The following is a 14242-nucleotide window of genomic DNA, read 5'->3' as shown; positions in this document are numbered from 1 at the left end:
GCGCCACAATCCTCGCTTGCAGCATGGGGCCTTGCGGCTGAGTGCGTCAGCCTGCTTCGCCGATGCGATAGCCGATGCCGGGCTCGGTCAGGATGATCTGCGGCGCGTCGGCGCGGGCTTCGATCTTCTGGCGCAGCTGGCCGATATAGACCCGCAGATATTGCGTGTCCGAGGTGTGCGCCGGCCCCCACACCGCCGCGAGGATCTGGCGGTGGGTGACGACGCGGCCGGCGTGGCGCACCAGGAAGGCCAGCAGGTCGAACTCCTTCGGCGTCAGCTTGATCTCGCCGCCATCGCGGGTGACGCGGTGTCGCAGCACGTCGATCTCGATGCCGCCGACCGATAGCGTCACCGGTTCTGCCTTGCGCTGCATCCGGTGGCGCAGCGCAGCACGCATCCGCGCCATCAGCTCGCCGGTGTTGAACGGCTTGTTGACGTAGTCGTCGGCGCCGAGGTCGAGCGACTCGATCTTCTCGGCCTCGCGCTCGCGCGCCGACAGCACCAGGATCGGCAGATCCGACCACGCGCGGACCTGCCGTATCACGTCCTTGCCGTCGCCATCGGCGAGGCCGAGGTCGAGCAGCACGATGTCGGGCGCGTCCGCGGCGATCCGCTTGATCGCCTCGGCCACGGTCGCGGCGTGCGCCACGTCGTAGCTGTTGGCTTCCAGCGCCGGCTTCAGGAAGCGCAGGATCGCCGGCTCGTCGTCGACCACCAGCACGCGCGATTTCACGCTCATGGCTCCGGCGTCTCCTGTGTCGGGTCCCGGCCGAAGCTGAGCACGAAACGGGTGCCGTGCCCGTTGGCCAGCAGACTGGCCGACACCGTCCCGCCATGCGCTTCCATGATTCCCCGGGTGATGGCCAGTCCCAGCCCGACGCCCTGGCCGCGATCGGACGATGGTGGCGCGTCCCGCGTGCCGCGCACGAAGCGGTCGAAGATATGCGGCAGCTCGGTCGCCGGGATGCCGGGACCGTTGTCGGTGATCCGCAGATGCACGGCGGCATCGTCGGCCTCGGCATCGACGACGATACGCGAAGTGGCCGGCGTATACGCCACCGCATTGGCGACGATGTTGCCGAGCGCCTGCTCGACCAGCGCGGCGTCGGCCCGCACCAGCGGGATATCGGGCGGCCAGGCCAAGTCGAGCTGCTGGGCCGCGCCGCGGCGGCGCGCGGCCTCGATCACCCGCGCGGCGATCTCGCGCAGGTCGACCCAGTCGCGGCGCAGCTCGAGCGCGCCGGATTCGATCCGGGTGATCGACAGCAGATTGCGCACCATCTCGTCGAGGCCTTCGGCCTCTTCGCGGATGTTGGCGAGCAGGTCCCGCGTGGCGGCCTCGTCGAGTTTGTCGCCGTAGGTCGACAGACTTGTGGCGGAGCCGAGGATCGACGACAGCGGCGTGCGGAAGTCATGCGAGATCGAGGCCAGCAGCGTGTTGCGGATACGTTCGGTTTCGGTCGCGGTGCGGGCGCTCACCATGTCGCGGGTCAGCGCGGCGCGCTCCAGCGCTGCCGCCGTCTGCTCGGTCAGGGTGTCGAGCAGGGCCTGCGCCTCGGCGTCGAGCGCCGCACTGTTCGGCTGCTGCATCACGCCGATCACGCCGTAGGTCTTGGCGCTGGTGCGGGCCGGCACGAAGCGCCACGGCACGATCGGCAGCGTGCCGGTCTCGAAGCCGGCCGGCTCGTTGTGGGTGAAGGCCCAGCGCGCCGCGGTCATCGCCGCCTCGTCGAGCGCGTCCTCCGGCGGCCAGGCGGCGGCCAGCGTCAGATCGTCGCCGCGCGGCAGCAGCACCATCACCGGCCGGGCGAGGCTGGCGTGGATCTCGCTCGCGGCGCCCTCGGCGATGTCGTCGCTGGTGGCAAGGCCCGACAGCCGCCGGGTGAATTCGTACAGCCGCCGCATCGCCCGCACGCGGCCGGCGGAGATGCGCGCCTGCTCGCGCAGCCGGCCCGCGAGCGTCGCAGCCACGAAGGCGACCACCAGGTACACCAGCAGCGCCAGCAGTTCGTACGGCTCGGCGATGGTGAAAGTGTAGAGCGGAGCGATGAAGAAGAAATTGTAGGTGAGGAACGACAGCACCGACGCGAAGATCGCCGGCCAGACCCCGGACTTCACGGCGCTGAACAGCACCGCCATCAGGAACACGACCGACAGATTGGCCGTGGGGATCAGCTGCCCGACGGCTTTGCCGACCAGCACGGCGCCGGCCACCGCGACGGCCGCGTAGAGGAAGTGCGCCGGGGTCGAAGCTTCGAAGCGCGCCGCCAGCGACGCGTGCCCGCGCTCCGCGGGATCGGCCTGGGTCGGCACCAGGTGAATGGCGATGTCGGTCGAGCGCTGCAGCAGCTGCAGCGGCAGCGAAGGCGACAGCAGCCGCCGCCACGTACGGCAGGGCCGGCCGATGACGATCTGGGTGACGTTCTCAAACCGCGCGAAGCGCAGCAGTTCGTCCGGCAGGTCGGCGCCGGTCAGCGTGTGGATCTCGGCGCCGAGGCTCTCGGCCAGCTTCAGCGTCGTGTCGATCTGCCTGCGCGCGGCGGTCTGCAGATTGACGCCCGGACGCTCCACCGTCACGGCGATCCACGGCGCGTCCATCAGGTCGGCCAGCCGTTTGGCGGTGCGCACCACGCCGGGTGAACCGGCGTCCGGCCCGACGCAGGCGAGGATGCGCTCGCCGGCCGCCCACGGCCCCTCGATCGCGTGCGCCTGCATCCGCTCGACCAGCGCGGCGTCGACCCGCTCGGCGGCGCGGCGCAACGCCAGCTCGCGCAGCGCGGTCAGGTTCTGCGGCTTGAAGAAGCTCTCGACCGCGCGGGCGGCCGTGTCCTGCACATAGACCTTGCCCTGGGCGAGCCGCTTCAGCAGCTCGTCGGGCGGCAGGTCGACCAGCACGATCTCGTCGGCGCGGTCGAACGCGGTGTCGGGCACGGTCTCGCGCACCCGAATTTTGCTGATCTTCAGCACGACGTCGTTGAGGCTTTCGAGGTGCTGGATGTTGAGCGTGGTCCAGACGTCGATGCCGGCGGCGAGCAGTTCATCGATGTCCTGCCAGCGTTTCGGATGCCGGCTGCCGGGCACGTTGGTGTGGGCATATTCGTCGACCAGCAGCAGCCCGGGGCGGCGCGCCAGCGCGCCGTCGAGGTCGAACTCGCCGATCACCCGGTTGCGATACACGATCGGGCGGCGCGGCAGCTGCTCCAGCCCCTGTAGCAGTTGCTCGGTCTCGAGCCGGCCGTGAGTCTCGATCAGGCCCGCCACCACATCGCGGCCGCCGCTCCGCTCGCTGCGCGCGGCGGACAGCATCGCATAGGTCTTGCCGACGCCAGGGGCGGCGCCGACGAAGATCTTGAGCCGGCCGCGCCCTTCCTTGCCGGCGAGCGCCAGCAGGGCGTCAGGCGAGGCGCGTGCGGTGACGGTGGAGGTCGACATCAGGTGCCCGGCTGCTTCGGAGCCCGAAGTCTATCCAGCGCCAGGTTTAATTTCAGTACGTTGAGGCGCGGTTCGCCGAGGACGCCGAGTTCGCGGCCGGCGGTCTGCTGTTCGACCAGCCCACGCAGCGTGGGTTCCGGCAGGTTGCGCGCCTTGGCGATACGCGGCACCTGGAACAGCGCCGCCTCCGGCGAAATGTCCGGGTCGAGGCCGCTGGCCGAGGTGGTGACCAGATCGACCGGCACCGGCTGGCCGGGGTTTTCCTGCCGGAGCGCCGCGACATCGTCCTTGAGCCGGTCCGCCAGCGCCTTGCTGGTCGGGCCGAGATTGGAGCCCATCGAATTGGCGGCGTTGTAGGGCGCCGGCACGGTCTTGCTGGCGTCCTGCGGGTCGGGCGCGGTGGTGGCGGACAGACGGCCGTGGAAGTAGGTCGGCGCGGCGAACGACTGGCCGATCAGGGTCGAGCCGATCACCTGGCCGTCCTTCTCGATCAGGCTGCCATTGGCCTGCGTCGGCAGCAGCACCTGGGCGAGGCCGGTCATCGCCAGCGGATAGATCAGGCCGGTGAGGCAGGCGAGGGCCGCGAACGACACGATCGCCGGGCGGATTTCTTTCAACATGGCGGCACCTTTCAGGCGAGATGGAGAGCGGTCACCGCAAGATCGATGACCTTGATTCCGATGAACGGCAGCACCAGGCCGCCGAGGCCGTAGATCAAGAGATTGCGCCGCAGCAGCGCGGCCGCGCCGACCGGCCGATAGGTCACGCCCTTCAGCGCCAGCGGGATCAGCGCGATGATGATCAGCGCATTGAAGATGATCGCCGACAGGATCGCGCTCTGCGGCGTCGACAGCCCCATCACGTTGAGCGCGCCGAGCTGCGGGTAGAACGCCACGAACATCGCCGGAATGATGGCGAAGTACTTGGCAACGTCGTTGGCGATCGAGAAGGTGGTCAGCGCGCCACGCGTCATCAGCAACTGCTTGCCGATACCGACGACCTCGATCAGCTTGGTCGGATCGCTGTCGAGGTCGACCATGTTGCCGGCCTCGCGCGCCGCCTGCGTGCCGCTCTGCATCGCGACGCCGACGTCGGCCTGCGCGAGCGCGGGGGCGTCGTTGGTGCCGTCGCCGCACATCGCGATCAGCCGGCCGTTGGCCTGCTCGGTGCGGATGTAGCGCAGCTTGTCCTCGGGGGTGGCCTGGGCGATGAAGTCGTCGACGCCGGCTTCCGAGGCGATCGAGGCGGCGGTCACCGGGTTGTCGCCGGTGATCATCACGGTCTTGATGCCCATCCGGCGCAGCGCCGCGAAGCGTTCCTTGACGTCCGGCTTCACCACGTCCTTGAGGTGGATGACGCCGAGCAGCCGGCCGCCCTCGGCGAGCCCGAGCGGCGTGCCGCCGGCGCGGGCGATGCGGTCGACCGCGGCGCGGAACGCCGGCGGTTCGGCGACATCGGCGCCGGATTGATCGCGCACGAATTTCAGGATCGAATCGACCGCGCCCTTGCGCAGCTTACGCGCACCGAGGTCGATGCCTGACAGCCGGGTCGTTGCCGAGAACGCGATGAACTGCGCGCCGGCCGGCGCGGCCTCGCCCGAGACCGCGTACTTCTCCCGCGCCAGCGCCACGATCGACCGGCCCTCGGCAGTCTCGTCGGCCTCGCTGGCCAGCAGCGCAGCCTGCGCCGCCTCGGCGTCGCTGACGCCCGGCACCGCGATGATCTCCGACGCCAGCCGGTTGCCGAACGTGATGGTGCCGGTCTTGTCGAGTAGCAGCGTATCGATGTCGCCGGCGGCCTCGACGGCGCGGCCGGACATCGCCAGCACGTTGAAGCGCACCAGCCGGTCCATGCCGGCGATGCCGATCGCCGACAGCAGCGCGCCGATCGTGGTCGGGATCAGCGTCACGAACAGCGCCACCAGCACGATCACCGAGATCGAGCCGCCGGCGTAGCTGGCGAAGCTCGGGATCGTCACCGTGGCGAACACGAAGATGATGGTGAGGCCGACCAAGAGGATGTTGAGGGCGATCTCGTTCGGGGTCTTCTGCCGCTCGGCGCCTTCCACCAGCTTGATCATGCGGTCGAGAAACGACGAGCCGACCGCCGAGGTGATCTTCACGACGATCCGGTCCGAGATCACCGTGGTGCCGCCGGTGACGGCCGAACGGTCGCCGCCGGATTCGCGGATGACCGGGGCGGATTCGCCGGTCACCGCCGCTTCGTTGACCGAGGCGATGCCCTCGATGATGTCGCCATCGCCCGGAATGATGTCGCCGGCTTCGCACAGCACCAGGTCGCCGACCTCGAGACGTTCGGCCGCTACGCCTTCGTACAGCTCGTGATTGCCGGGCATCAGCAGCCGCTTGGCGATCGTCGAGGCGCGGGTGGCGCGCAGCGTGTCGGCCTGCGCCCTGCCTCGGCCTTCGGCGACGGCCTCGGCGAAGTTGGCGAACAGCACCGTGAACCACAGCCAGACGGTGATCTGCAGTTCGAACCCGATGTCGCCCTGCCCGGTGACGATGTCGCGGAGCAGCAGCACGGTGGTGAGTGCGGTGACGATCTCGAGGACGAACATCACCGGGTTCTTGATCAGCGTGCGCGGATCTAGCTTGACGAAGGCCTGGCCGATGGCTGGCAGCAGCACCGCCGGATCGAGCATGGCCGACGCCATGTTCCGCTTGCGTGTTTTCGAGGGTTGCATGGCTGGTAGCTCCGGATCAGAACGCGGCGCCGTGGAGCATCGCCAGATGCTCGACGATGGGGCCGACTGCGAGTGCGGGGAAGAAGGTGAGGCCACCGACGATCAGGATGACGCCGACGAGCAGGCCGACGAACAGCGCGCCATTGGTGGGGAAAGTGCCGCTGGTGGCGGCGACCTTCCTTTTGCCGGCGAGCGAACCGGCGATCGCCATCGCCGGCACGATCATCCAGAACCGGCCGAAGAACATCGTCACCGCGCCGGCGAGGTTGTAGAACGGCGTGTTGCCGGTGAGGCCGCCGAACGCCGAGCCGTTATTGGCGGCCTGCGACGTGAAGGCGTACAGCACCTCGCTGAAGCCGTGCGGGCCGGCATTGGCCATCGACGCGAGCGCAGGCGGATACACCACGGCGATTGCCGTGAAGCCGAGCATGAACAGCGGCAGCACCAGGATCGCCAGCATCGCCATCTTGACCTCGCGGGCCTCGATCTTCTTGCCGACATATTCGGGCGTGCGGCCGACCATCAGTCCGGCCAGGAAGATGGTGATGATGACGAACAGCAGCATGCCGTAGAGGCCGGCGCCGACGCCGCCGATCACGATCTCGCCGAGCTCCATGTTGATCAGCGGGATCATGCCGCCGAGCGCGGTGAAGCTGTCGTGCATGGCGTTGACGGCGCCGCAGGAGGCGGCGGTGGTCACCACCGCGAACAGCGCCGAGGCGACGATGCCGAAGCGGACTTCCTTGCCTTCCATGTTGCCGCCGCTGAGGCCGAGCGACTGCAGGATCTGCGTGCCGTTCGCTTCGGCCCAGTAGCAGACCGCGACGCCAGCGATGAACAGCACGCCCATCGCGGCGAGGATCGCCCAGCCCTGACGCTGATCGCCGACCATGCGGCCGAACACGTTGGTGAGCGCCGCGCCGAGCGCGAAGATCGACAGCATCTGCACGAAGTTCGACAGCGCGGTCGGGTTCTCGAACGGATGCGCCGCGTTGGCGTTGAAGAAGCCGCCGCCATTGGTGCCGAGCATCTTGATCGCGACCTGCGACGCCACGGGGCCGAGCGCGATCGACTGCTTGCCGCCTTCGAGTGTGGTCGCATCAACGTAAGCGCCGAGCGTCTGCGGGATGCCCTGCCAGACCAGGAAGAGGGTGAGGATCACCGAGATCGGCAGCAGCACGTAGAGCGTACAGCGGGTGATATCGACCCAGAAATTGCCGATGGTGTTGGCCGAGGCGCGGGCGAAGCCGCGGATCAGTGCCACCGCCAGCACTATGCCGGTCGCGGCGGAGAGGAAGTTCTGCACCGTCAGCCCGAGCATCTGCGACAGATACGACATCGTCGTCTCGCCGCCGTAGTTCTGCCAGTTGGTGTTGGTGAGGAACGACACCACGGTGTTGAGCGTGAGGTCCGGCGCGACGGCGGACTGATCCGCCGGGTTCAGCGGCAGCACGCTTTGCAGCCGCAGCAGGCCGTACAGCAGCACGAAGCCGGCGGCGTGAAACAGCAGCATCGCCACCGTGTAGGTGAGCCAGTGCTGTTCGCGCTCGGGATCGACGCCGCAAAGCCGGTACAGCCCGGCCTCGACCGGCCGCAGCACGAACGACAGCGGCGTCGTTTGGCCGTTGAAAACGCGGGTGAGATAGGCGCCGAGCAGCGGCGTCAACGCGATAATGATGGCGCAGAACAGCGCGATCTGGGTCCAACCAATGAGGGTCATGGCGGCGCTCCTAAAACCGCTCGGGGCGCAGCAGCGCGTAGACGAGGTAGATCAGCAGCATCGCGCAGACCGATGCGGCCAGTACGTAGTCGATCGTCATGGGTGCGCTCCTCAGATCCGTTCGCACGCGTAGGCGTAGCCGATGGTGACGGCGAACAGGCTGAATCCACAGAGGAGCATGAGAAAGTCGAGCATCGAAGCCTCCTGATGATGGCTTCGATCAGCTAGGCCCCGGCCCATAAGGAAGCGATGCGGAAATTACCGCGCCGGCATAAAGCCGGCATAAAGACCAGAACTGCGTCAGGCGCGTTCGGACGGATGCGTCAGGCCGCGCGGGTGCCGCGATGCTCCTTCAGCAGCGCGCGGAATTTGCGGGCGGGCACCGCAGGGCTGAACAGCCATCCCTGCATCTGTGTGCAGCCGAGCGCGCGGAGGATGTCACGTTGGCGCTCGGTCTCCACGCCCTCGGCGGTCGTCGACATGTTGCGCGACGCCGCGATATTGACGATCGCCTCGATGATCGCCGTCGAGGTCTTGGTCCCGTCGACGCTGTCGATAAAGGTCCGGTCGATCTTGATCTTGTCGAACGGGAATCGCTGCAGATAGCTCAGCGACGAATAGCCGGTGCCGAAATCGTCCAGCGAAATGCGGACGCCGAGCGCGCGCAACTGGTTCAGCGTCGTCAGCGCCGCGTCGTCGTCGTGGATCAGCACGGCCTCGGTGACTTCGAGTTCGAGCCGCCGCGCCGGCAAACCGGTCGATCCGAGTACAGAGGCGACCAGCAGCGCCAGCGTCTGTTGGCGGAATTGCACCGGCGAAATGTTGACCGCGAGTGTGATGTCATCGTCCCACTGCGCCGCCTCGGCGCAGGCGGCGGCCAGCGTCCAGCCGCCGATCTCGTTGATCAGGCCGGTGTCCTCGGCGATCGGAATGAACTCCGCCGGTGAGATCATGCCACGCGTCGGATGCCGCCAGCGCAGCAGGGCCTCGCAGCCGGTGATGGTCTTGGTGCGCAGGTCGACCAGCGGCTGATAGTGAATTTCGAAGCCGCCGCCCGCGATGGCGTGGCGCAGGTCGAATTCGAGTTCGCGCCGGGCGCGCGCGACCGCGTCCATCGCGGGCTCGAAGAACCGGAAGGTGCGCCGGCCGCCGGCTTTGGCGCCGTACATCGCAAGGTCGGCGTTCTTGACCAGCTGATCGATCTCGGCGCCGTCGTGTGGTGCGATCGCTACGCCCATCGAGGCGTCGCTCGCCAGATGGTGGCCGAGGCATTGATACGGCCTGCGGATCGCCAGATGGATTTGCTCGACCAGCGCGGTCGCGCCCTGGGTCTCTCCAGCGCTGGCGGCGATGATGGCAAATTCGTCACCGCCGAGCCGCGCCACGAAATCGCCGGGGCCGACGCAGCCGCGCAGCCGCACCGCGACCTGCTTCAGCAGTTCATCGCCGATCGGATGACCGAGCGTGTCGTTGATGCTCTTGAACTCGTCGATGTCGATGTAGATCAGCGCGAAGCTGCCACCGCGTCTGCAGCGTTGCAGTTCGAGATCCAGCCGCTGCCTGAACAGGCTGCGGTTCGGCAGATCGGTCAGGCTGTCGTAGTGCGCCAGATAGGCGATCCGCTCACTGTCGCGGATCCGCTCGGTGATGTCTTCGTGGGTCGAGACCCAGCCGCCGCCCGGCACTGGAACACTTGAAATCTGGATCGAGCGATCGTCCGAGCCGTGCTTGTCGGCGGTCTTCTCCACCATCACGGCCTGGATGATGCGGCTGCAATATTCATCGACATCGCCTTTGAAGGAGCCGACTTCCTTGCGATGCGCGACGATGTCGCGGAAGCTGCAGCCCGGCTTCACGATGTCCGGCGACAATCCGTACATGTCGATGTAGCGCTGATTGCACACGACCAGCCGCGCCTGCGCATCGAACAGCAGCAGGCCTTGCGACATGTTGTTGATGGCGGTGTGCAGCCGATGCTTGTCGACGGCCAGCTTGGCCTGCGTGGCATGATGGTGCTTGCCGATCTGCCGGACGATCAGCAGCAGAATCACCGCGACCACGAGCGCCGACACCGCTGCCGCGACGATCAGCAGCCGGGTCTGCTTGCGCCAGGCAACCAGCGCCTCGTCGACCGTCGTGGTCGTGACCACGACGATCGGCAGGCCTCGCAGCGCGTGCGACGAGATCAGCCGGTCGCCGCCGTCGATCGGGCTTTTGAGGTGCGTGTTGAGATCGGTCTGAAACAGCTTGGTCCGCTGGAGCGATCCGGTGCGGAAATTCTGGCCGATCTGGTCGGCGGCGTGTGGGTAGCGGGCCAACAGCACGCCGCTGCGATGATGGATTGATATGGATGAGTCGCCGCCGAGCGACACCGAGGCCAGGAATTGCTCGATGTGGGCGGGCGTCAGCGAGCGGCTGACGACACCCAGAAATGCACCGTCGGCGCTGGTCATGCGCTGCGCCATCACGATCACCCAGCCGCCGGCCAGCGCATCCTGGATCAGTTCGACGGTCACGTTCGACGCTTTGCCCGACCTGTGGGCCTGGAAGTATTCGCGCTCGACGATCGAGAGGTCGGGGACCGGCCATTCGGCCGAGCTGTTGATCAGCAAGCCATGGTGATTGAAGATCGCCAGCTTCGAAATATCGGAACCAGGCAGAGTCTTGGCCCGCAGCAGTTCATGGGTTTCAAGCGTCGCCATCTGGCCGCTGAAGGCCTCGGGCGAACTGAACGGCGAATGCCGCGCGGCGGCGGCGACTTCTGCCTGAACGGTGAGGAAGTTCTCGAATTCCCGATCGTAGTGATGAGCCAGCAGCATGGCCGTATTGGCCAGTTCGCGCTCACTGTTCTTCAGAGCCTTGCCGCGCAGGTCGCCCACCATGGCGGTGGTCACGGCCGCGATCAGGGTAATCAGCAGAGCCCCGCATCCCATCAGCAGCGCCACCGGGCGATGATGCAGGATGTTGCCCATCGCGGCGCGCTGCGTCGATCCAGACGGATCTGTGGCGACTCCCTTGCCGGTATGCGAGCTGATCTTCATTCTGACAGGAATAACCACCAGTCATGGAAACTGAGTTAGGAATCACGGTAATCAAACCTTAAAATGGAACCGCGCAGTCTGGAGCTTGATCCGCCAGCGCTGGGTTCGTTTTGGCCGCGATCCTGTGCCAGATGTGGTGCACCGGACAGCACAAAGGCCGGCGTTTGCGGCGCCGGCCTTGAGGTCTTTGAAAGCGTGTGCGCGCTGGGAAGCGCCCGCCTGATCAGTTGATGCGGGTCCCCGGCTGCGCCGTGACCGATTTGGAGTTGCGGTAGACCTCGAAGACGCCCAGCGCCAGCGTGGCCGCAAAGATGAAGATCACCAGGTTGCGCGGCAGCAGCATTGCGGCGGCGATCAACGCGACCGAGATGGTGGTCGCCTTCACCAGCTTCTGTTCGTCGACGAACAGCGCCTTGAACCGCTCCAAATTCTCGGGCTTCCACAGCGGCGGGCTGAAGGTCTGCAGCCCGAACCGCTCCCAGGCTCCCTTGAAGCCGAGGTCGCGCGCCCACAGCAGGAAGAGCGCGATCAGGAAGGAGAGCAGCGCGACGAGCGCGCCGGGGGGGCCGCCGGCGTAGCCGATGACGACAATCAGCGCGGCGGCAAATGCAGCAAGCCAGATTTGCATGTGAGATACCTATTCACCCGTCATCGCGGGTGCCTTTTTCAGGTTCATCCACGCACGCGCCACGCGGGTGGAGGGAAAGGACGGCGCACGCGCGTGCGATCACGCCAACTGTGTCCACGATCGGTCCACGACCGACGGTGGACCGAGCCGACACGCGCCGATGTCAGCCTTGATGAAGTAAGACGATCCGGAAACAGCCGCCAGTCAGGCGAATTGCTGACAGCCGACGTCCGGCGAAAGATATTCACGGACGCAGACGCCGATGCGTACCGCCAGATCGGTCGCTAACGAGTCCTGTTCGCGTGCGATAGCCCGCATCGGTATTCCTACGAGCCGGCAATTTAATCTCTGCGTAACGACGTTGACGGAATAGTCGTCGCGACGGAGATCAGCACCATGATGACGCAGACGCTCGAAACGACCGACGTGAAGGAAGCTCGCCGCTCGCGCATCGCGCAGTTCAGCGGCCGTGCGGCAACCATTAAGGTCGGCGGTTCGTCCATCACCGGCATCGTTCGCGCGGTCAAGGAAGACAAGTCCGGCAACACTCCGCGCTGGCTGGTGACGGTGGTCGAAAAACCGAGGACGGCCTAGCCGAGCAGCGATGCTGGCGGGACGAACTGGCAGGCGTTGCGCCCGGCCTGCGCGCGCGCGGTGGCCAGCTCCGCCCGCGCCACGACGCGCAGATGCACCTCGTCCGGCCCGTCGAGAAAGCGCATCGCCCGCCCCCACGTCCACAGGTAGGACAGCGGCGTATCCGGCGTCAGTCCCATAGCGCCGAACACCTGCATGGCGCGGTCGACGATCCGGGTCTGCAGCCGGGCCGCCACCAGCTTGATGGCCGAGACATCGACCCGGGCCGCCGCATTGCCTTCGCGGTCCATGCGATGCGCCGCCTTCATCACCAGCAGCCGCGCCTGATCGATTTCGAGGCGGGATTCCGCGATCCAGTCCTGGATGTTGGCATAGTCGGCCAGATGCTTGCCGAACGCCTTGCGTTCCAGCGCGCGCTCGCACATCAGCTCGAGCGCGACCTCGCATTGGCCGATGGTGCGCATGCAATGATGCACCCGCCCCGGGCCGAGCCGATCCTGCGCCAGCCGGAAGCCTTTGCCCTCCTGGCCCAGCAGGTTGGAGGCCGGCACCCGGACGTCGCGAAACAGCAGCTCGCAATGCCCTTCGGGCGAATGGTGGTGCATGATCGGGATATCGCGGACAATGCTCAGTCCCGGCGTATCCATCGGCACCAGCAGCATCGAATGCCGTTCGGTCGAGGACGGGTCGAGATGCTCGCCTGTCATCCCCATCACGATCGCCAGCTTGCAGTTCGGATGCGCCGCGCCGGTGATGAACCATTTGCGGCCGTTGATCACATAGTCGTCGCCGTGACGGACCATGCTGGTGCGGATGTTCCGCGCATCCGACGAGGCGGCGTCGGGTTCGCTCATCGCAAAGCACGATCGGATCTCGCCGATCAGCAAAGGCTCGAGCCATCGGGCGTGCTGCTCCGGCGTCGCGGCCAGCTGCAGCAGCTCCATGTTGCCGGTGTCGGGCGCGTTGCAGTTGAAGACTTCGGATGCCCAATGGATCCGGCCCATGATTTCGGCGAGCGGGGCGTATTCCAGATTGGTCAGGCGTTGCCCCGGGTCGTCGTCGCCGAGCCCGGGCAGAAACAGATTCCAAAGGTCCTCGGAAAACGCCCGCGACTTCAGCCGCTCGATCAGCGCCAGCGGATAGCGGCCCGCCGCCACCTCGCGGTGCCAGGCAACATTCTGCGGCTCGACGTGAAATCGCATGAAATCGGATAGCTGGGCGCGAAGCCGCTGGACCTTGTCACTGTGGTCGAAATCCATGCGGCGGCTCTCAACTGTGGAAGCCGCGACGCGGCGCGCGGAGGGGCGACGCGTCGAGATGTCCCGGCCGCATCAATTGCGCCTGAGGCTGAGGATGTAGCGGACGATCTCATCCGCATCGCCGGGCGCGATGATGAAGTTCGGCATGTTGGCGTGGTTCGAGCGCAGAAACACCTTCAGCGACAACTCGGTCGTCGATGGCATGTCGGCGATGCGCTGGAAAGCGGGGCCTTTGCCGATCATCACCGCGCCATGTTCGATGGCGTGGCAATCGGCGCACCAGTTCAGCACCAAACGATGGCCGTCGGTGACCGCGTCCGGCAACGCCGAGGCTTTGGCGCGGTGCGGCTGGGGCATCAGCAGCACCGCGGCGATCACAGCGGTCGTTGCGAACCGAACCGCGCCCGTGCGCATTGTCGGTCAGTGCCGGGCGGTCGAGGGCGTGTGGACGTCGTCGCCGAGCGCGTCGAGCGTCACCTTGTTGGCGCAGTAGGCCTGATAGTGCTCGGCAACCGAGCCGTCCGCGAGGTCGTGGTCGCATTCGCTCTTGTGGCGGCACAGCGCGCAGACGCGTTCCAGGTCGCGCAGCACGAGCGGCTGAGTCCGGGCGATCGCGTCTTCGTCGATGCCGAGCGCCTTGAGCAACTGCGGCAGCTCATCGACCTTGTGCGGGCCCTGGCGGACCAACTCGTCGAGGTCGGTCGAGGTGACGCCGAGATCGTGGGCGATGCGGCTGAATTCAGCGGCGTCGAACTGGCACATCTCGGTGACTTCGCGGCGATGCTTGAGCCAGGCGGCGAAGGTGTCGATCAGGCGATCGACGAAGGGATAGGGGCGGGTGTGGGCAGGCATGACGCCCTCCAG

12 protein-coding genes are annotated in these 14242 nt (G+C 66.8%); 1 reads left to right on the top strand and 11 read right to left on the bottom strand.

What is annotated here, in order from left to right:
- Positions 1-46: 46 nt before the first annotated feature.
- From LPW26_RS11895 to LPW26_RS11860, 8 genes are all read right to left on the bottom strand, one after another.
- Complete coding sequence (locus LPW26_RS11895) at positions 47-739, bottom strand: response regulator (protein ID WP_238735408.1); 693 nt, start codon at positions 737-739, stop codon at positions 47-49.
- Complete coding sequence (locus LPW26_RS11890) at positions 736-3432, bottom strand: sensor histidine kinase (RefSeq protein ID WP_238735407.1); 2697 nt, start codon at positions 3430-3432, stop codon at positions 736-738. The genes LPW26_RS11895 and LPW26_RS11890 overlap by 4 nt, the downstream gene beginning before the upstream one ends.
- On the bottom strand, positions 3432-4052 hold the full coding sequence (locus tag LPW26_RS11885; RefSeq protein WP_238735405.1) for a K(+)-transporting ATPase subunit C: 621 nt from the start codon (positions 4050-4052) through the stop codon (positions 3432-3434). The genes LPW26_RS11890 and LPW26_RS11885 overlap by 1 nt, the downstream gene beginning before the upstream one ends.
- 11 nt (positions 4053-4063) lie before the next feature.
- Positions 4064-6136 carry a potassium-transporting ATPase subunit KdpB gene (kdpB, locus tag LPW26_RS11880; protein WP_319942179.1) on the bottom strand — a complete coding sequence of 691 codons (2073 nt, stop codon included), beginning with the start codon at positions 6134-6136 and terminating at the stop codon, positions 4064-4066.
- A 16-nt stretch (positions 6137-6152) separates the two neighbouring features.
- Entirely contained in the window at positions 6153-7856 is a 1704-nt protein-coding gene (gene kdpA / locus LPW26_RS11875) for a potassium-transporting ATPase subunit KdpA (protein WP_238735400.1), read from the bottom strand.
- Positions 7857-7866: 10 nt separating this feature from the next.
- A complete protein-coding gene (gene kdpF / locus LPW26_RS11870; protein WP_238735398.1) occupies positions 7867-7956 on the bottom strand; it encodes a K(+)-transporting ATPase subunit F in 90 nt (29 codons plus the stop codon).
- Positions 7957-8179: 223 nt separating this feature from the next.
- A complete protein-coding gene (locus LPW26_RS11865; protein ID WP_238735397.1) occupies positions 8180-10897 on the bottom strand; it encodes a bifunctional diguanylate cyclase/phosphodiesterase in 2718 nt (905 codons plus the stop codon).
- A 223-nt stretch (positions 10898-11120) separates the two neighbouring features.
- Positions 11121-11525, bottom strand: coding sequence for a hypothetical protein (locus LPW26_RS11860; RefSeq protein ID WP_238735395.1), 405 nt, complete (start codon positions 11523-11525; stop codon positions 11121-11123).
- 396 nt (positions 11526-11921) lie between these two features.
- On the opposite strand from LPW26_RS11860, the gene LPW26_RS11855 reads away from it, so the two are divergent.
- Complete coding sequence (locus tag LPW26_RS11855) at positions 11922-12119, top strand: hypothetical protein (protein WP_238735394.1); 198 nt, start codon at positions 11922-11924, stop codon at positions 12117-12119.
- Here LPW26_RS11855 and LPW26_RS11850 read toward each other — a convergent pair.
- The 3 genes from LPW26_RS11850 to LPW26_RS11840 all read right to left on the bottom strand — a co-directional run bounded on the left by LPW26_RS11850 (position 12116) and on the right by LPW26_RS11840 (position 14230).
- Entirely contained in the window at positions 12116-13378 is a 1263-nt protein-coding gene (locus LPW26_RS11850) for an acyl-CoA dehydrogenase family protein (protein WP_238735392.1), read from the bottom strand. The genes LPW26_RS11855 and LPW26_RS11850 overlap by 4 nt on opposite strands.
- Before the next feature lie 72 nt (positions 13379-13450).
- Positions 13451-13792, bottom strand: a complete 342-nt coding sequence (locus tag LPW26_RS11845) for a c-type cytochrome (protein ID WP_238735390.1) — start codon at positions 13790-13792, stop codon at positions 13451-13453.
- 6 nt (positions 13793-13798) lie between these two features.
- Positions 13799-14230, bottom strand: coding sequence for a hypothetical protein (locus tag LPW26_RS11840; RefSeq protein WP_238735388.1), 432 nt, complete (start codon positions 14228-14230; stop codon positions 13799-13801).
- Positions 14231-14242: the final 12 nt, after the last annotated feature.

This window comes from Rhodopseudomonas infernalis (genome assembly GCF_022271405.1).
In the GTDB taxonomy this organism is placed as follows: domain Bacteria; phylum Pseudomonadota; class Alphaproteobacteria; order Rhizobiales; family Xanthobacteraceae; genus Rhodopseudomonas; species Rhodopseudomonas infernalis.
Note: the sequence above shows the minus strand (reverse complement) of the source record. Positions and strands in the feature narration are given on the sequence as shown.